The sequence below is a fragment of the Segetibacter sp. genome (genome assembly GCF_025963695.1).
Classification (GTDB): domain Bacteria; phylum Bacteroidota; class Bacteroidia; order Chitinophagales; family Chitinophagaceae; genus Segetibacter.
This window is the reverse complement of the sequence record NZ_JAOQAH010000007.1, coordinates 14498-34126: the sequence shown is the minus strand read 5'-3', so window position 1 is coordinate 34126 and position 19629 is coordinate 14498. Positions and strand designations below refer to the sequence as shown.

General features: G+C 41.1%; 11 protein-coding genes. 7 read left to right on the top strand and 4 right to left on the bottom strand.

Features of this window, described 5'->3' with window-relative positions; all coding sequences use genetic code 11:
- Positions 1-420: 420 nt before the first annotated feature.
- A complete protein-coding gene (locus tag JWR87_RS00445; RefSeq protein ID WP_297814514.1) occupies positions 421-669 on the bottom strand; it encodes a hypothetical protein in 249 nt (82 codons plus the stop codon).
- A gap of 567 nt (positions 670-1236) precedes the next feature.
- On the opposite strand from JWR87_RS00445, the gene JWR87_RS00440 reads away from it, so the two are divergent.
- Positions 1237-4209, top strand: coding sequence for a SusC/RagA family TonB-linked outer membrane protein (locus tag JWR87_RS00440; RefSeq protein ID WP_297814512.1), 2973 nt, complete (start codon positions 1237-1239; stop codon positions 4207-4209).
- Positions 4210-4244: 35 nt separating this feature from the next.
- Positions 4245-5834, top strand: coding sequence for a RagB/SusD family nutrient uptake outer membrane protein (locus tag JWR87_RS00435; RefSeq protein WP_297814510.1), 1590 nt, complete (start codon positions 4245-4247; stop codon positions 5832-5834).
- Positions 5835-5968: 134 nt separating this feature from the next.
- Here the strand turns inward: JWR87_RS00435 and JWR87_RS00430 are convergent, their stop codons facing one another.
- Both JWR87_RS00430 and JWR87_RS00425 read right to left on the bottom strand, forming a co-directional pair.
- Positions 5969-8542, bottom strand: coding sequence for a cellulase family glycosylhydrolase (locus tag JWR87_RS00430; protein WP_297814508.1), 2574 nt, complete (start codon positions 8540-8542; stop codon positions 5969-5971).
- A 183-nt stretch (positions 8543-8725) separates the two neighbouring features.
- Positions 8726-9745, bottom strand: coding sequence for an AI-2E family transporter (locus JWR87_RS00425; protein ID WP_297814507.1), 1020 nt, complete (start codon positions 9743-9745; stop codon positions 8726-8728).
- A gap of 263 nt (positions 9746-10008) precedes the next feature.
- Between JWR87_RS00425 and JWR87_RS00420 the strand changes: the two genes are divergently transcribed.
- The 4 genes from JWR87_RS00420 to JWR87_RS00405 all read left to right on the top strand — a co-directional run bounded on the left by JWR87_RS00420 (position 10009) and on the right by JWR87_RS00405 (position 15062).
- Entirely contained in the window at positions 10009-11793 is a 1785-nt protein-coding gene (locus JWR87_RS00420) for a lactate permease LctP family transporter (RefSeq protein WP_297814505.1), read from the top strand.
- A 352-nt stretch (positions 11794-12145) separates the two neighbouring features.
- Positions 12146-13105, top strand: coding sequence for a D-2-hydroxyacid dehydrogenase (locus tag JWR87_RS00415; protein WP_297814504.1), 960 nt, complete (start codon positions 12146-12148; stop codon positions 13103-13105).
- Between the two features lie 71 nt (positions 13106-13176).
- On the top strand, positions 13177-14340 hold the full coding sequence (locus JWR87_RS00410) for a glycerate kinase (protein ID WP_297814503.1): 1164 nt from the start codon (positions 13177-13179) through the stop codon (positions 14338-14340).
- Positions 14341-14441: 101 nt separating this feature from the next.
- Complete coding sequence (locus tag JWR87_RS00405; RefSeq protein WP_297814502.1) at positions 14442-15062, top strand: chemotaxis protein CheB; 621 nt, start codon at positions 14442-14444, stop codon at positions 15060-15062.
- Positions 15063-15672: 610 nt separating this feature from the next.
- On the opposite strand, the gene JWR87_RS00400 is transcribed toward JWR87_RS00405, so the two are convergent.
- Positions 15673-16251 carry a DUF1572 family protein gene (locus JWR87_RS00400; RefSeq protein WP_297814501.1) on the bottom strand — a complete coding sequence of 193 codons (579 nt, stop codon included), beginning with the start codon at positions 16249-16251 and terminating at the stop codon, positions 15673-15675.
- 542 nt (positions 16252-16793) lie between these two features.
- Here JWR87_RS00400 and JWR87_RS00395 point away from each other — a divergent pair.
- Positions 16794-19355, top strand: coding sequence for a cation-translocating P-type ATPase (locus tag JWR87_RS00395; RefSeq protein ID WP_297814500.1), 2562 nt, complete (start codon positions 16794-16796; stop codon positions 19353-19355).
- The last annotated feature ends 274 nt before the right edge of the window (positions 19356-19629 follow it).

Here is a 19629-nt window from a genome sequence, read left to right as displayed (position 1 = left end):
TAATTCATATTTTTATGTCCCGGTCATTCCAGTTTGCTACGCGTAATAAAACAAACTTTAGAATTTTGGTATTTATGGCGGTGGAGGTATGAAGTTATTTTGGTGACATCCATCATGGTATTTAAACCTGCCCCAGAAACTGCGATCGAGACTGGCCTCAACTAAAAAACGCTGCCGGTACCATTGCTATAGCCTGGTCCGGAATAAGGGAATGGCGTTTAAATTCCTATGTATTATGTCTTGAAATGTTTCGTAGCACAGGGGTGTAGTTGCTGACAAAAAGGTGACTTAATTGCCAAATAAAGACCAAACCATATTAGTTGTTATTACGGAAAGAACCGAAGTTGCATGGCAAGAGTACTTTTCTGCCTGACTTAATGTTGCAAAACACTCACCATTCCTATCCAGGAATAGCAGCTCTTATTTGGTAAGCAGCACACTGTAATGAGTGCCTACCGAATAATTTAGACTCATCGGCACATAGGAGACAAACGTCACCTTGTTCTGACACCTCCACGTGAGGAGCTTTTCCCTGGCTGGATGTCTGTACACCGTATCTACTTTGATTAGTTGTGCAGAAACAAAATCTGCCTGAATTTCGCCAGACACACCACACCCTACTAATCCTGTTGCAATAATTGCATATGCTGACTTAATTAACTTTCTCATTTTTATCTATTTCTCGGATTCACTTATTTGTGGCACTCAGTCTTATTGGTGCTTTCTTAGTGAAGAAGTAATTGTACTGTTCTTCGCCTGATATAGATACGCAAATTGGCTTCCATTACCTTTTGAAAAACCGGGCAAATTTAGAAAGCGCATTAAATCAACCCATTAAAAATTGAAGGAGAATAAATTACAGTAAAAATTCTTACACATATATTTTAATTAAAATGCATTGTAGAAATAGATGTACAACTCGTGTCGGTTCTCCATAAAATATTTGTGTAAACCCCGTCAACAGCTGGTCGAACGATATAATTAGCTGAGGTATTTACATAAAACAGGCCGCTTAAAAAAGCGGTCTCCATAACCTAACAATACATAAAAATTATCAGCAATCAACGGGAATCTGTCTCTTGCCACAAATACTGTTAAGTATCAAACAACACCTCTTTTGCTTTAATCTTGAGGTAGCGAGGGATGAGGCAAACATGAATAAATAAACAATTAAACAAATATGATGTTTTTTTAATACTGGTTCTTAATTTGTTTTACCTCATTCAAAACATTGACATGAGGTTAAGACATCTATCCACAATAATTATTTTAACTGCCTTTACTTTGTTCCTGTCTACTTTAACGTATGCGCAGACAAGAACAATTAACGGTACGGTAACGGATACCGCCGGAACAGGAGTGCCGGGAATAACCGTTTCAGCAAGAGGGGCGTCAGCAGTAACGGCGACCGGAACGAACGGCACATTTTCTATCACACTACCTACTGCAGCTACCGCTCTTATTTTTACCGGTGTCGGCTTTCAACAGCAGGAAGTGACCCTTGGCGATCAAACTACGCTTACTGTTACTTTGCGTTCTGTGGCAGCCAACCTGAGTGAAGTGGTGGTGATTGGTTATGGTACGCAAAGAAGGCGCGAGCTCACAGGTTCAATAGCGACTGTAACATCCAGGGATTTTCAACAGGGTGCAATTACCAGCCCAGAGCAATTAATAGCAGGTAAAGTTGCCGGTGTTACCATCACCTCTAATAGTGGTGCCCCAGGTGCAGGTAGCACCATTCGTGTAAGAGGCCTTGCGTCACTAAATGCCAGTAATGACCCGCTGATAATTGTAGATGGAGTGCCCCTCAGCGGCTACAACATATCTGGCGCTGCTAATCCCCTAAGCCTCATTAATCCAAACGATATCGAATCGTTTAACATTCTAAAAGACCCTTCGGCAACTGCCATTTACGGGTCACGTGCTTCTAACGGGGTTGTTATTATTACCACTAAAAAAGGCAGGGCCGGTAAACCCGTCATTAGTTTCAATACAAGATTTTCTGTTGCCCAAGTATATCGAAATGTCGATGTTTTAACCCCTCAACAATTGCGGAGTTTTGTGGATACATCAGGAAACGCACAACAAAAGGCACTTTTAGGAGCGGCTAATACGGACTGGCAAAAAGAAATTTACCAGCCTGCACTTACAACTGATAATAACCTTGGCATTTCAGGTTCAGTAAATAGAATTCCGTATAGAGTATCTGTCGGTTATTTAAATCAGCAAGGGGTATTGAAAACTGACAACCTTCAACGGTTTTCAGGCAGTATTAATGTAAGTCCGCGATTATTTACAGACCATTTACGAATTGATTTAAATCTGAAAGGTTCCGTTGCAAAAACCCGTTTCGCAAACCAGGGAGCTATAGGTGCTGCAGTAGCATTCGATCCAACGCAGCCGGTACATGCAAACAATCCTTTTGGCGGTTATTTTGAATGGGCAACCATCGCACAAGGCAATGTAGTTCTAAACCCAAATGCACCAAGAAATCCAGTGGCATTGTTAGAGCAACGGTTTGACAGGAGTACTGTAGACAGAAGTTTTGGTAATGTTGCCTTCGATTACCGGTTTCATTTCTTGCCCGATTTGCATGCTAATCTTAACCTGGGTTACGATATTGCAAGTAGCAGGGGAACCATATTTGTTCCTGAGATGGCCGCGCAGAGTTATGCAACCGGCGGAACAAATAACAGGTACCAACAAAGCACCAATAACAAAGTAGCCGAGTTTTACTTTGCCTATACTAAAACTATCGCTGCTCTTAAAAGCAATGTAAGTGCAACAGCGGGTTATGGTTATTACGACAATCAAACTAAGAACTTCGCTTTTCCGTCCTTTAGCGCCAGGGGCGATACTATTCCCGGATCTGTTCCGGTTTTCGGATTTGATATTCCACGAAATACACTTATCTCCTATTTTGGCCGCTTAATTTATACGCTTAATGCAAAATATATATTGGCATTATCTCTCCGTACAGATGGCTCATCACGCTTTGCGCCTGAAAGTCGCTGGGGTGTTTTTCCTTCCGTCGGTTTTACATGGAGAGTTAAGGATGAGGCATTCCTTAAAAATTCAACAGCTTTATCCGATCTAAAACTCAGGTTAAGCTATGGTGTTACAGGCAACCAGGAAATTCCATACAATTATTCTTACCTGCCTACTTATTCGCTAAGCGAAAGCGCTTCTCTATACCAATTTGGAAATACTTTTTACAACATGTATACACCGGCTGCTTATATCAGCAATATAAGGTGGGAGCAGACGGCCGCAACTAATGTGGGTATTGATTACGGCTTTGCTAACAATCGCATAACAGGTAGTATTGAATATTATTCAAAAAATACCACTAATCTTTTAGGGCCGGTTAACATACCTGTTGGTTCTAACTTTACAAACCTCGTAACTACCAATGTTGGTAGCCTTACTAACAAAGGCTTTGAATTCAGCATTAACGCTTCCCCGGTTAAAAACAACCGTTCAAGCTGGGACATCAGTCTTAATTACACTCGTAATACCACCAGGATCACTGAGCTTACACTTACAGGTTCAAGTGACAGTAATTTTGTGGGTATTCCGGTTGGAAGTATTTCGGGCGCTACAGGTCAGAATATACAGATACACACTGTCGGCTATTACCCTTTTTCATTCTTCGTTTACAAACAATTATATGATAAAGGCGGCCGGCCCATTGAGGGTTCTTACGAGGATCTAAATGGCGATGGCATCATTAATCCTAACGACCAATATAGGTATAGGACATCGTTACCGGGCCATGTGTTTGGTTTGAATACAAGCTACACGTACGGCAAGTGGGGTGTAAATACAGTTGTACGTGCAAACCTGGGCAACTACGTTTATAATAATATCTCAGCTAACCTTGGTGTGCAAAGAAATGTTTTAAGTCCTTCGGGGCATCTTGGCAATGCCACTACCGATATCCTGAATACCAATTTCTATAATAACCAATACAGGTCAGACTACTACATTCAAAACGCAGCTTTTGCAAGGATGGACAATGTAGGGGTTAGCTACAATGTAGGACGGGTACTAAACAACAAGGCCAACCTGAGGCTAAATGCCAATTGCCAAAATGTGTTTGTAATTACAAAGTATAAAGGAACAGACCCGGAAATTTATAGCGGCATTGATAATAACTTTTATCCAAGACCCAGAGTGTATACGTTGTCACTAAACCTTGATTTCTAATATCCCATCAAACAATAAAAGCAGATAGAACAGATATGAAAAATAGACTCCTAAGCATAATTATTCCGGCTATAATTATTATAACCGGTACGCTTTCATGTAACAAGGACTTAGATAGAACTCCTACTAATGCTATTACGTCAGAGATCGCGTTTAATTCACCGGCAGGTTATAAACAGGCGTTAGCAAAAGTGTATGGAAGTTTCGCATTAACCGGAGGGGGCGGGCCGGGAAGTACCGACTTAGGTGGAATAGATCCGGGCACTTCCGATTTTTTAAGATTGTACTGGTGTGCACAGGAACTTACAACAGATGAAGCAGCTATTGTGTGGAATGATCCGGGCCTTCCTGAATTTCATAATATGAATTGGACTTCTTCAAATGTCTTGTTAACCGGATTGTATAACCGGTGTATGTACCAGGTAACAGTGGCAAACGCATTCATTCGTGAGACTGCACCGGAAACGGTTGCAGCAAGAGGCATCACCGGAACAGAAGCAAACAATATTACTCAATATAGGGCCGAAGCCCGTTTCTTACGAGCCTTCCAGTATTGGGTATTAATGGATTTGTTTGCCAGTCCGCCATTTGCAACAGAAAATGATCCCATAGGTTCTTTTCTGCCGCCTCAAATAAGCAGGGCGAACCTCTTCAACTTTGTAGAAAGTGAACTCAGGTCAATAGACAGTGTAATGGTTGCGCCAAGGCAGAATGAATACGGGAGAGCAGACAGGGCAGCCGTATGGGCATTATTGGCCCGAATGTATTTAAACGCAGAAGTTTACCTTGGTGCAAATAGTGGTCGTTATACAGACGCCATTACCTACTCAAACAGGGTTATAACATCAGGTTATACCTTATCTCCAAATTACCAAAACCTTTTTCTGGCGGACAACAATGTAAATAACAACGAGATAATTTTGCCTATTAACTACGACGGAGTATATACCCAAAACTGGGGAGGCACTACTTTCATTATCAATGCTGCAATAAACGCCAATATGAATCCTCCTGCATTTGGCGTTCCGAATGGAGGTTGGGGCGGCATGAGAAGTACCAGGAACCTTCCACTAAAATTTGGTGACTATACTGGCAATAGTGATAAGCGTGCGATGTTCGCCGGATCAACCCCGGAAATCACAGACCCATTAGTTTTCACCCAGGGTCTTGCAGTTACCAAATTTAAAAATGTTACTTCTACAGGTGCCACAGCCCGATCTGCCAATGGCACATGGACATCTACAGACTTTCCACTTTTCAGGTTGGGCGAGATGTATCTGGTATATGCAGAAGCTGTGTTAAGAGGTGGCACAGGCGGATCCACAGCTACAGCTTTACAATACGTGAACACCCTTCGTGCACGTGCCTTTGGCAATAACAGCAACGGCTTTAACGCCCTTACATTAAATGATATTATCGATGAAAGAGCACGTGAATTATACTGGGAGGCTCACAGACGGACTGATCTTATCCGTTTCAATATGTTTACCTCGTCTACTTATTTATGGCCGTTTAAGGGAGGTGTAAGGGAAGGTCGCGGAGTAGATCCCCGTTATAACGTTTTCCCTATACCTGCCACAGATATTATCGCTAATCCGAATTTGAAGCAGAACGCCGGGTACTAGTTATTTAGCTGGATTGAGTTTTCTATTTATAAGCCATAAGCGTTTACGCACTAAAAGAGGCTGTCCCGAAACTAACGGACAACCTCTTTCTTATTTCCATACTTTTTTTGTTCTATGAAAACGTATCCGTTCTTTTACTTTTTCAGCAAGCTAATCGACGTTACCTCAATACTCAACGGCTTATTCGATGGATGAGCACCAGGCTCTTGTTCTAGTGTTAATTCTACTTTTTCCACCTCGTCCAGTCTTAGCGGAGCCGTTAAACCAGCTTTAAACCAAAGAGGTAAAAAACCAGGATAAGGGCGGGGAAGCAATAAAGTAGAATCTGGTTTTAAACCTGTGATTGGAATTTCAATATCCTGCAAACTATTGGTAAGTGTTATAGTGGTAGCATAGGCTGCTGCATCTGCAGTAACAAGTGCTATCCTTACAACCACCGGGTCCGCCTCTGCCGTTCTTGCTCGTACAACAAGGGTGTTAGTGGCGTTTGTTTCGCTTACTCTGCCTCTTATTTTATCTTTAAAATGGTATTGAAATCCTAACAAACCGCTGGCTGAAGGCAGACTGACCGTTGCTTTTAATACAAGTTGTCTTGGTTCAGTCCCGGCTATATATTCTATACTATTGTTTCTCCAGTCAGGATTATAAACCATTACGCTGCTTCTATCGGTTGTGGGGTCAAAAAGGTTAACATTAGTTCTGGCTGCTGCTACATAAGTTTGATAGGTTTCATTTACAAAAGCATCCCACGCAAACGGACTTCCTTTGTTTGCTCCCGGAAATACAACATAATCATCCTGACCTTTTTGAATTATAATCCTGTAATTCAGCAATCCTGGAGTAACCATATCAGCAGGAACTTCAGCAAAATAATCATACGCAGATCTTCTCAACATGGCAATTGTGCTCCACTTATTAGAAAGATTCCTTAGCTCAATTGTTACTTTAGCTGTAGTATCCACTCCAACTATTTTTGATGAGATAGTAAATGGCTTTTTACCAGTAACCTCGCTGAATGCAGTATGCACAACAAAAGTTTCACTGGGTGTTTTTTTCGGTGCAACAAATTCTTTTGAGACTGATGCATACTTTGCCGCTTGCGATAATTTGGTTTGAGCAATTATTAAATATGTTCCCGGTTCGATGGTAAATTGATTTGCAATTGCAGTAGCAGAATAATTATTACCTGCATTTAAAGCACTTATTTTAAAATCAGTTCCCAGTCCTGGTAACATTAATTGCATTTGTTGCCTTTGCCATTGTATAGCTGTAACCTCTTTCTTTGGGGATGCCCGTTCAAAAGGATCACGAATATGAATAGCATCAGGCATCACTTCCAGTCTCCAAACCCCATCGATTACCTTATCTAAAAAGTATGCACCATAACCATTATATACAACAACAGGGGAACTGCCTACACCTGCAACATGCTTTAAATTGCTTATTGCCTTAGGCTGAGTTGAGGTGGAGTTAGAGTAATAGAACGCGTCGTCTGCATTCATCTCGCTCAGGTTATTTTTATAGCTAACCCGAAAAGCGTCAAAAGCGGAATCAGCGGGGTAAGTACCGTAAGTTTTTAAACGAGGAATTTTATGAAAAACCTTTGAAGCTATTAAAAGGCTAATCGCTTTTGCCGGAGTATAAGCAAGGTTTACATAATGTGTCTGATATTCTGTATTTGCATATGCAGTTGCTAATGGATCATAAGCAAATTGGGTAGCCCATTGAAAGCCGGCTGTCCTAAAACTCCTGGCCATTGCCGGATACATGTTTGACTGTAATACATCGCCTGCATCAAATTCGTACACCATTCTTCCCCTATTCCTGTACAGGGGTATGGTGTCTCCAAAGGGTATTTTATAAAGATCAACATTCGGTAAAAAATTTCCCTGTAGGGTTCTGTTAGCTACCAGCCCTGTCGGGTACCATTGAAAACTGTGTCCATTAACCTTGGCATTGGCAACTGCATCAGCGTAAGATGGAGACTCACTTATGTTGTAAAAGATTGGCTTGGTCCAACCTGTGCTTTTTACAGCGGTTGTCATTCTATCTACATATTCTGTCGTTTTTGCTTTTGGCCCAGTATGATGCGGTTCGTTGTTAATTTCCATGGCAATTACATTCTCATCACGCCCATACGTTGTCTTCGTGTATTGATTCACATGCTTAAAAAACTGCTTCAGATAGTTTTCCTGTGCACGTATTGCGGTGTCATTTACCAATGCTTTTTGCTTTCCATATTTACTTGAGAAACTACCTGTGTTTTCATCCGTTTCAGGATAACCATTGCCCCAAAAAGCGATGGGGGTAATTAAAACTTTTATGTTTCGCTCCTTCAACTTTGCTACCAAATAATCAAACAAGCGCAAGTGCTCATTCTCCAGTAAATTACCAGCAGAATCTGTTATTTCTGTATCCCAGACATGCACACGAAAAGCATCTAATCCCAACCTTGAAAAGTGATAAACATCATCATCGATGGCCTTTTCAATTTCCACTCCCATTCTCTTAACTGACCTATATCCATAAGCAAAAGGGGCAGTATAGTTTACACCAAAAAAAGCTGCCTCTGTATTCGTGCCTTTGTACCTTATTACCCCTTGTTTATCAACATAAATATCCTTATTTATTTTTCGCGTTTGGCTATAACCGAGCGTCGCGATGCAGGTAAATAGAACCAGCAGGTAATACATTTTCTTACTTTTCATTCTTATTGTTTAGTGAATTAAGGCGGCTCAATAATTTAAGTCGGAAGAGAATTGCTTTGATGGCAAATGTTATTGCATCAATTAATTGTACCTGCAGTAATAAGCAGAGGGGGTAAATATTTCTTCCTAAGACGCTTTTTTAAAAACTTCGCGAAACACAGTTTTCCCTAACTGCGCTTTATGTTACTCTTGTTTCTTAATATATAACTCCTGCACAAAAGTCATAACAATAACAAAGAATGGAATAGCAAGTATTATTCCCCATCCTCCTGTTAAGGCCGCCATAAGCAATTGAGCTACTATTATCATTGCAGGAGGTGTATCTAATAATTTCTTTTGAACCATCGGAGTTATAAAATTACTTTCGGCTACTTGCACAAGAATATATAAGCCTGCTACAAAAGCTGCTTTTGCAGGGCTTTCCATTAGTCCAACAAGCACTGCTGGTACCATTGCTATCATGGGTCCGAAATTTGGGATGAAATTCAAAATCCCTGCAATAATTGCCAGTACAAGCCAGAGGGGAACTCCAATAATTGCTAATCCTATTGCTGTAAATGCAAAAACAACAACCATGGCGAATAATTGCCCCTTCAGCCATTTTTTCAAATTTTCACCGGTTTTGTCTAATACATTTGATGCTTCCTCCTTTTGCTTCTTTGGCACCAGGGCAACAATGCCGTTCTTGTATTCGGACGATCCTACTGTAAAAAAAATCCCTAGAAACAAGACAATATAAATATCTCCAAACACGCCAAAAGTGGTCTGAAAGAAGGATTGCGCTACTTTTTGCGCTTGCTCCTGCGCTTTTGGTGAACTTACCTTTTCAATCGCCTTTTGTCCTAAGCTACTTTTGTTTAAATAATTTTTTGCATTCTGTATGGTTGCCGGCAGTGTCTGGCTTAATTGCTGGCTTTGCGACTGTACTTTAGTGCCTATTAATGTAAATAGCAAAAGAATAATTAACAAGGTCCCGATAATGGATATTGGTAAGGTTACTTTCTCCTTCCATTTTGTTTTTCTCTGAAGCAGACTACTAACACCTCTGAATAGAACTGCTATTAACGAACCGGCTAAAATTAACAGCCATACATTAAAGGTGGCTTTTATTAGTAATAGCATCACTACTATAAAGGCAAAGACAAACCCAACAATCCATACTTTTTGCGGAAAGGAATATTGCTTCCCGGTTGTATTTTCCATAATTCAAGTTTAGCAATTTTGACGCCTGTGCTGTAACATCAATTATTACAGCTGACTTTTTTTTAGATGTGAAATATGCAATAGCTGTTCCAGTACTCAACATAGATTTTACAGAAAAATAGTTGGATGACGTATATTAGTCGACCAGAAAAATAACATCAACCTGCAAAAGCCCCTAGTACAAATTTTTGGCAAAAATAGTTCGGGGCTACTGATTCGGGCAAGTCAACTATAAAAAATTAAAACTAACGGAGGAATGAAACATGGCGTGGAAACAAGTTATTGATCCATTTAATAATATAGCTTTATCTGCATTGGTAGCTGTACTTCCTATTCTTTTTATTTTTTGGGCATTAATTATTAAAAAGATGAAAGGTTACAAGGCCAGCTTGTTCGCCATCCTTATTGCCATCATCATTGCCATTGTTGTGTACGGTATGCCAATACCGCTCGCGCTACTTTCTACTGCCAATGGTGCTTTATATGGTTTATTCCCTATTTGCTGGATTGTTATAACTGCTGTATTCCTCTTTAACATTACGGTAGAAAGCGGGCAATTTGAAATCATAAAACACTTCATGGCATCCATTACTTCAGACCGAAGATTGCAAGCTTTGTTAATTGCCTTTTCCTTTGGTTCGTTTTTAGAAGGCACTGCCGGTTTTGGTGCACCTGTAGCCATCACCGCAGCTATGTTGGTAGGCCTCGGCTTTAATCCCTTATATGCCGCAGGAATCTGCCTGATTGCTAACACTGCTCCTGTAGCCTTTGGTGCTATTGGCATTCCCATTACCGTAGCATCGCAGGTAACATCGATTCCGGAAATGGCTATTTCACAAATGGTAGGCCGCACCCTTCCTATACTCTCTGTTCTGCTACCGTTCTACCTGGTCATCCTTATGTCGGGCTATAAAAAGACTATTGAAGTTGTACCCGCTATTTTGGTTTCAGGAATTTCATTTGCCCTCATTCAATGGTTTTCTTCAAACTATTTAGGCCCCGCCTTACCCGATGTAATTGCAGGAATAGGCTCTATTGTTGCCCTTATCATCTTTTTAAAATTTTGGAAACCTGCAACTACCTGGCGCTTTCCAAATGAACCTGCCCCTACAATAAACCTTGAAGTGCAATACACAACGGCGCAAATTATTAAAGCCTGGTCTCCATTTATGTTACTAACGATAATTATTATAGCGTGGGGAATGCAACCGATCAAAGAGGTTCTTAATGCTGTAGGACAAGTGCAGTTTGAATTTCCGGGGCTTCACAATGCAATTAGTGACAAAAATGGCAACCTTCTCCCCCACATTTATAAATTCAATTACCTATCGGCGGCCGGCACAGCTATTTTGCTCTCCGCTCTTATTTCTATTCCCGTCATAGGGTTAAAGTTTAGCGAGGCCGGAAAAATAATTATAAAAACGTTGAACCAACTGAAATATCCTATCATCACTATCGCATCAGTTTTAGGCTTTGCCTACATTGTTAACGACTCTGGCATCACCATCACAATGGCAGAAGCGCTTGCAAATACTGGTTTCCTGTTTCCATTTTTTGCACCCGTGTTAGGTTGGCTGGGTGTATTTATTACCGGCAGCGATACTTCAGCAAATGCACTTTTTGGTAAACTCCAGGCAGCTACTGCCACATCCATTGGTGTCGATCCTGTGGTAACGGTTGCGGCTAATGTATCCGGCGGGGTAGTTGGCAAAATGATCTCTCCGCAATCTATAGCAGTTGCTGCTGCTGCTGGACAGCTTGTTGGAAAAGAATCTGAACTGTTTAGGTTTACGGTAAAACACAGTTTCATCATGCTGATTTTTATTTGCTTTATCGTGCTTGCACAAGCGTACGTGTTTCAATGGCTCATTCCCGAATACCAAAACCTTGTTCCAAATGCCTCCGCAGCAACGCCTGATCTTACAAAAGGCTACACATACCTTCTTTTATTAGTAGTTGCCATTGCTGCCTTAGCCGGTGTTATTACGGTAATGACAAGAAAAAAATTAATCCCCAATGAAACCATAAAGCCTGGCCTGGTAAAGTAAATTACACCCAAAGCAAAACAAATTTTATAAGAAGTATGCAAGGGAGTACACGCGCGAAATACAGCAACGTATTATTTTGGTTGCCAGCATTTGTTTTCTATGTTATCATCGTTGCGTCGCAATACGTTTATCAGCAAACCAATGTGAATCGTACTTAAGTACGTTCAATAACCAGCATAAAACTACCAGCAGATGTTAAAGGGACCCCTAATTTAACAATTATAAAAAAACGACGAAGTGCTGCACATGCCATCCTTCTCCTGGGGGGAGGAGGAACGAGGATGAGGTTAAAGCCAGGAATTAAAAGTTATAACTAACAATAAACGAAAAAAAACACCCATAAAAGCTACACATGAAGATCGTAATCTTAGATGGCTATGCCCTAAACCCGGGAGACCTAAGCTGGAATGAATTAAAGAAATCAGGCGACGTAACTGTTTACGATAGAACCCCTGTCGACAAAGTGGTCGAACGGGCAGCGGGAGCAGAAATCTTATTTACAAACAAAACCGTTGTTACAGAAGAAGCCATTAATAGTTTACCTGCCTTAAAATTTATAGGGGTTCTTGCAACTGGTTACAATATTGTAAATACAGAGGCGGCTAAAGCTAAAGGTATCGTTGTAGCAAATGTGCCGGGCTATGGAACTACTTCTGTTGTTCAAATGACGTTTGCATTGTTACTGGAACTTTGCCTTCACGTTCAAAAACACAGCGATTTGGTAATGGAAGGTAAGTGGGCAAAATCGGCCGATTGGTGTTTCTGGGATTACCCCCTGGTTGAACTGGCAGGAAAAACCATCGGCATAATTGGTTACGGAAGTATAGGGCAAAAGGTAGGAGATGTAGCCACCGCTTTCGGAATGAATATTATTGCAAACAGCAGGCACTGGACTGATCAGTCCCATCAACCAAATTTCCGGTGGGCAGAAGTGCCTGAGCTTTTAGCCCAATCAGATGTAGTAACTATCCATTGCCCCTTATTTCCGGAGACAAAAGGGCTGATTAACAAAGAGCGCTTAAAAACAATGAAACCTTCTGCGTTTCTTTTAAATACCTCACGGGGACCTATTATAATAGATGAAGACCTGGCGGATGCACTTAATAATAATGTAATTGCCGGAGCAGGCATTGATGTACTGTCTGTTGAACCTCCCTCAAAAGGCAACCCTCTTTTTAGTGCAAAGAATTGCATAATTACCCCGCATATCAGCTGGGCAACAAAGGAAGCAAGAGAAAGATTGATGGCGGTTACCGCTAACAACCTCGCTGCCTTTATAAATGGAAACCCGGTTAATGTGGTAAACGGGTAAATCTCATGATGTGTCGTCAACTTTGTTTTCCTTTGAATAAACCCACAACTCAACACTCCCCCACTCACTCTATGCACATTCTCATTTCTCCCAATGCTTTCAAAAACAGCCTTAATGCAGAGGAGGCGGCGGCTGCAATTCAGCAAGGTTTGATACAAAGTAAGCTTAACTGCACATGCGAATGTTTTCCCATTGGAGACGGTGGCGATGGTACCGGCGAATTGATTATAAAAAAATGTGGTGGCGAGGTGGTACGTGCAGAAGTAAATGACCCTTTGGGAAGGAGTATAAATGCACCCTTTGGTTTAATAGATAAGGGAAGCTGTGCTGTTATAGAAATGGCCGACGCATCGGGTTTACGATTGTTACCAACCGGGGAATTGAATCCGTTAATAGCCACTTCTTATGGAACAGGTGAGCAAATGAAAATAGCCCTTAACAAAGGTGCCCGCAAAATAATCGTAGGCATGGGAGGCTCTGCAACAGTAGATGGAGGTTGCGGAATGCTGAAAGCACTTGGAATTCGGTTCCTCGATAAAAACAGTGAAGAACTTACGGGCTTACCTGCAAGCCTTATTGAGCTTGCCAGGGTTGATGTATCAGGACTTGATACAAGAATAAACGAAACTGAAGTCATTGTTCTTTGCGACGTCGACAACTTGCTGCTAGGAGACTTTGGATCGGCGGTGGTTTTTGGACCGCAAAAAGGTGCTTCACCCGGAGATGTAAAAAAGCTGGATGCAGCCCTGGCAAAACTTGCCGAAATTGCGTTACAACAAACAGGTAAAGACATGGCAGCAATAAAATATGGCGGTACCGCCGGAGGTGCAGCTGCAGGTTTATATGCTTTTCTTAACGCCCAATTAGTAAATGGAATAGAGCACTTTCTCGATCTAACCGGTTTTGATAAAGCCTTAGAAAAAAGTGACCTGGTGATTACAGGAGAAGGCAGCATTGATGAGCAGACACTTCAAGGCAAGGGTCCGTATGGTGTCGCTTTCAGGGCAAAGCAGAAAGGACTCCCTGTAATAGGACTGGCAGGCAAGGTTCCACTAGAAAGAAATGAAAAGCTTCAAGAGTATTTTGGCGTATTGCTGGCAATAGGAAATCAACCGGCTGATCTTTCAGCTGCTTTAGCCGGTACCGCAAAGAACTTAATCAGGACTTCGGCAGAATTAGGCGATTTATTGGCCATTACTCATGAAGCACGAACAGGAAGCAAAAACGGAGTGTAAGTGAACATTCAATTTTCTTATTGCTTTTCCAACTGCAACCCTTGCATACAGTTTGTCGTTTTATTACTACGACCTTTTTCATTAACCTTATCTTTATAGACATGAATCTAAAATTTGTTGTTGCAATCGGATATTCTGAAGGTGGAATAGAACACTTATTAAAATTCTTTGATAACACACCACATGACCAGGCTACCTATGTTATTTTGAGACACGTGCCGATAGGGCAAAGAGGTTTACTGCGTGATGTATTGCAACGTCATTCAAAACTTGAAATAGTGGAAGCTGAGGATGGAATGGCTATAGAAAACGACAAAGTTTATATACCACCATCAAACAGCTATATGACTATTAAAAATGATACCTTTTATCTTCACCAAAGGTTATTAGAGCATAGCTATTATAACTCTACTATTGATACTTTTTTAGAATCTCTGGCCAAAGACAAAGCACACAAAAGTATAGCAGTTATATTATCAGGTAATGGAGCTGACGGAGCTGTTGGAGTAGCTCATATTCACAAAGCTGGCGGCCTTGTTATTGCTCAAGCTCCGGCAACCTGTTCTCATCCCCAAATGCCGCAAGCTGTAATTGATACGCAGGGTGTAGACCAGGTCTTAGCGCCACATGAAATGCCGGCGTTTATAACTAAACACGTTGATCCGGTATTAAAAAATGAAAATTTAGTAAGGACGTTAAAACGGAAACCCGAAGCGCGTTAATTTATAAAGTATATAACCAGCAAATAAACCAAGAGTAAGCCACTTTTCATTTTGCTTTGGGGCGTAAAAAGATGTGGTCTTCAGCTGCACCGCGCCGCCTATCTTACTTCTGTAAAGTCTCCTAAGAGTTGTTTCAGTGTTTTTCTCTTTGCTATTTTAAAATTGTGCAAACCTATCGCACGGTTGAAATTTCTTCTTTGCAATTTCAGCTAATACCAGCGCTGCTCTTATCATCCGGTTTGTTGTGTCGTCGTGCATTCAATGCCGATTCCATCATATGACTCCAGGTCTCCCCTCCTTCGTTGTTCAACGTTCATCTGCAGAAAGACTTTTGAGTAATTTTAAGAACAGCAGGTACCTTCTCGATGATCTCTGACAATTCGGTGTACAGAAAACTTCATCTCCTAGTAAAATTGGTTGAGTTTATGGCGGTAGGACTGCAAATTGCTGCTCGCAGTTCAAAAACGTACAAGGGTGCGACGCAACAATGAAAAACAGGAGCAATACGGCTTGGCTCCTTAAGAAATAATTTTCATCCTTGCTTTTAAAAAGTAGTTCATCAGTATAGCTACTCATACATTAAAAGGGGCTCACCATTCACGATCTTTCTTTATTTCCTATGTACTGATTTCTGTTCCAGAAATTCGTCTGTAAAATGTGCTTTCTGTTTTGGTTTTGAAAATTTCTCCGCGTTGAAGTCATTTGATGTACCCCGTGGAATGGAAAGTGACACCCAGTTTTCTGCACATATCTTTCCAATAAGAACTATCTGACCAATGTGATAAGGATAATGTGCGAGTTGTCGGTTTATGGCTTCCATTACTGTATGCCCCTGATTGCGTATGTAGATCACTTTTTCAAGGTCATCTTCCCTGAGTGAGTAGAGGGTGGTCAGAAAGACCTTCCACCCTTCATGCCATTTACTCAATAACTCTTCCCTTGTTTCTATATCGTTTGCAAATTCCGCGTCCCTGTTTCGCCATTCTTTTTCACCATCTGTAGTTAGAAAATTGGTCCAGCGGCTGAGCATGTTGCCCCAAAGATGTTTTACAATGGTAGCAATACTGTTGCTTTCTTCATTGTATTGCCAAAGCAGCCCTTCATCAGGAACCTGGTTAAAAGTTTTCTCGCCGAGTAGTTTATAGTATTCGAACTGCTTAATAACACTTTCCAAATAACTTGTGTGCATAATTATCAGTTATAGTATTAGCCGAAATGGGTGAGCTGACGCAGCCTGTCGCAATACCATTGTTCGTTTACAGGCGATAAAATTAAGACATATGGAAGTTAGGATGAGAGTTGAAGATTATTACTGCCTGTTTTGCCCCTGTAGGCTTCGGTTTTGTCTCTATGATTCACTAAGGTATAATAGCTGTATTAAAAATGATCAGAAGCGCACTAAATGATATGTCTTACCTTCATTTTTATCTTGATGGCAAACGAAGCTTTTAGTTCATTCGAGATACCAGAACTATATCATACAACTCTTTTTAAAGCTTTGCGTGGCAATAAGGTTTTATTGCTAATAACGCAACTCTACAGCAATTTGAGATGCTTTATTCATTAATAGATCAGACGGGCTTGGGTTAAGCCGAATGGCAAATTGGATAGTTTTGTACATTGAGAATAGAAGTAATGACCTGTTTATTTAGCAGGATCAGTGAACAGTTGCCTGGCGAACCTGGGATGGATATTTGGGACCGCTGGGTTAAAAAAAAAGAATTATAACTAATGAAAGCATTTTATCAATTAACTAAAGACGAAGCTTTACAACAACTTAAAACAACTTCTGAAGGTTTAAACGCAGACGGTATAGCGTTATTGCAAGAAACATTTGGAAAGAATGTTTTAGAGGAGGCGAAACAGAGAAGTAAGCTATCTATTCTTCTCGCACAGTTTGCCGACATTATGATTTTTATACTTGTTATTGCAGCTATCATATCATTTGTCGTTGGTGAACATACAGACGCTTTTGTTATCCTTGCGATCATTATTGCGAATTCATGGATGGGATATTCGCAGGAGTATAACGCGGAGAAATCTATCCGGATGTTGCAGAAAATGTCGTCACAATTTGCTTTGGTTTTCCGCAATAACAACCCTTGTAAGATTGTGTCAGCAGAGCTCGTGCCTGGCGATATTATCTTCCTCGAAGCCGGAGATATTGTTCCCGCCGATGCCAGGTTAATTGAAGTAAGTTCTCTTAAAACCGACGAAGCATCGCTGACCGGAGAAAGCCATTCAATAGAGAAAACAATTGAAGCGGTAAACGAGGAAAACCTTGTGCCGGGCGATCAGCATAACATGGTATTTAAAGGCACTATTGTAACTAATGGCTCGGCAAAAGCGGTGGTAACTACCATCGGCATGAAAACTGAAATCGGAAAAATTGCAAGCTTACTTGAAGTTGGATCGCCCAAAACTCCTCTTCAAAAAAGGCTTGCCGTATTTAGCAAGCAATTAGCGGTTATTGTAATAGTAATCTGTACACTGGTTTTTGGTTTTGGATTGTGGCGTGGAGAGCCGGCTTTTGAAATGTTTCTCACTGCATTGTCGTTAGCCGTTGCCGCTTTGCCAGAAGCACTTCCGGCAGTAATCACCATTGCACTTGCACAAGGCGCCAGTAGAATGGTAAAGCGAAATGCATTAATGAGAAAACTGCCAGCGGTAGAAACGTTGGGATCTGTTACTTATATCTGCACCGATAAAACCGGAACGTTAACGCAAAACGTGATGACGGTAGAGAAACTGCACGCTGCACCTGGAAAAGAAGAGCTTTTGAGGTATGCCATGGTTTTAAACAACGATGTAAGGTTCTCGCACGATGGACTTTTAGGCGATTCGACTGAGACAGCTTTGGTTAATTATGCTTTTCAAAAAGGCAATTCAAAAGAGGAGGCCGATAGAGGTTTTCCATTGGAAGCAAAACTGCCTTTTGACTCCGTTAGGATGCGGATGAGTACACTTCATAAACAAGAAGGCAAATGGATCTTGTTTGTGAAGGGTGCGCCGGGGAAAATGACCGAGGTATTATCGGGCAATTATAAAGAGCAGGTTCCGGAATGGCTTAACATAAATCGTGAATGGGCTGCAGATGGATTGCGTGTTTTATTTTTTGCTTATAAGATATTCGATGAGAAGCCGCAGCAAATGCATGAAGGCTTGGAGAAAGACCTGGACTTCCTGGGCATGACGGCAATGATCGATCCACCGAGGGAAGAGGTAATCGATGCAATGCGCGAATGCAAAACGGCAGGAATAAAGCCCGTAATGATAACAGGTGATCAACCTCTTACCGCTACTGCAATTGCAGAACGCCTGGGAATGATTGAAAAAGATTCCGGAAGAGTAACGAGTGGAGCGGACCTTGATAAGATGACCGAAGAAGAATTCAATCGGGATATAAAGAATATATCAGTGTACGCCCGTGTTTCGCCGGAGCAGAAATTAAAGATTGTAAAAGCTTTACAAGCGAACGGAGAATTTGTCGCAATGACGGGTGATGGCGTAAATGATGCACCCTCTTTGAAACAGTCAGATATTGGTATTGCAATGGGAATAACCGGCACCGATGTATCAAAAGAAGCGTCAGACATGATTTTGCTCGACGACAACTTTGCTACCATTGTTAAAGCCGTAAGGGAAGGCAGAAGGATTTATGAAAACATACGAAAGTTTATTCTTTATGTACTTTCCTGCAACCTGGGGGAGATTTTAACCATTTTCTTCGCTCCTATCCTGGGTTTCGCTATTCCTTTACTTCCCATTCACATTCTTTGGATAAACCTGGTGACAGATGGTTTACCAGGCCTTGCGCTAGTAGCCGAACCTGCAGAAAAGGACATTATGAATCGTCCTCCCCGTCCTCCTAAAGAAAACCTTTTTGCAGGCGGGTTAATCCCCAGGATATTACTTACAGGCGCATTAATGGCAATTGCCTCAATATTTATACAATGGTGGACTTTAAAACAGGGATACCCGGTAAGAACGCAGCAGACTGCAGTATTTACCACTTTGTGTTTTATTCAACTTGGCAACGCATTGTCCGTTCGCTCTGTTTATCATTCCATGTTTACAACAGGCGTATTTGCTAATAAAGGTATGTGGGGTGCAATCATCCTTACCGTTATTCTGCAACTATTAATCGTGTACGTACCATTTTTACAAGGCATCTTTAAAACTACTTCCTTAGACGGACGTATTATAGGAACTACTCTGATTGTTACACTTGTTTGTGTGTTTTTAATAGAATTGATGAAGTATTTTAATAAGAAGAAATATTTAAAAAAATAAGGGCAAGGTTTCTTGCCCTTATTTTTCTTTCGCTGGCGATATAGTTTCTTATAGCTCCCGCGAAAACGAATGCTTCCTTAACTGGTGATTCGATTCGTATCTCAATTTCAAAATGTACAGCTTGTAAGATTCCATCTTTAAGAAAGCAATTATCCTGCAAACTCAAATCCCCTTCTTAAATGGATGGCCGGCGCTGATCTAAAAGCCATCTGTTTTATTTCTATTCCCCCTGTCATAATCCGCGTGCCTTAAATCTCTTTGTTTCCTCCTGATT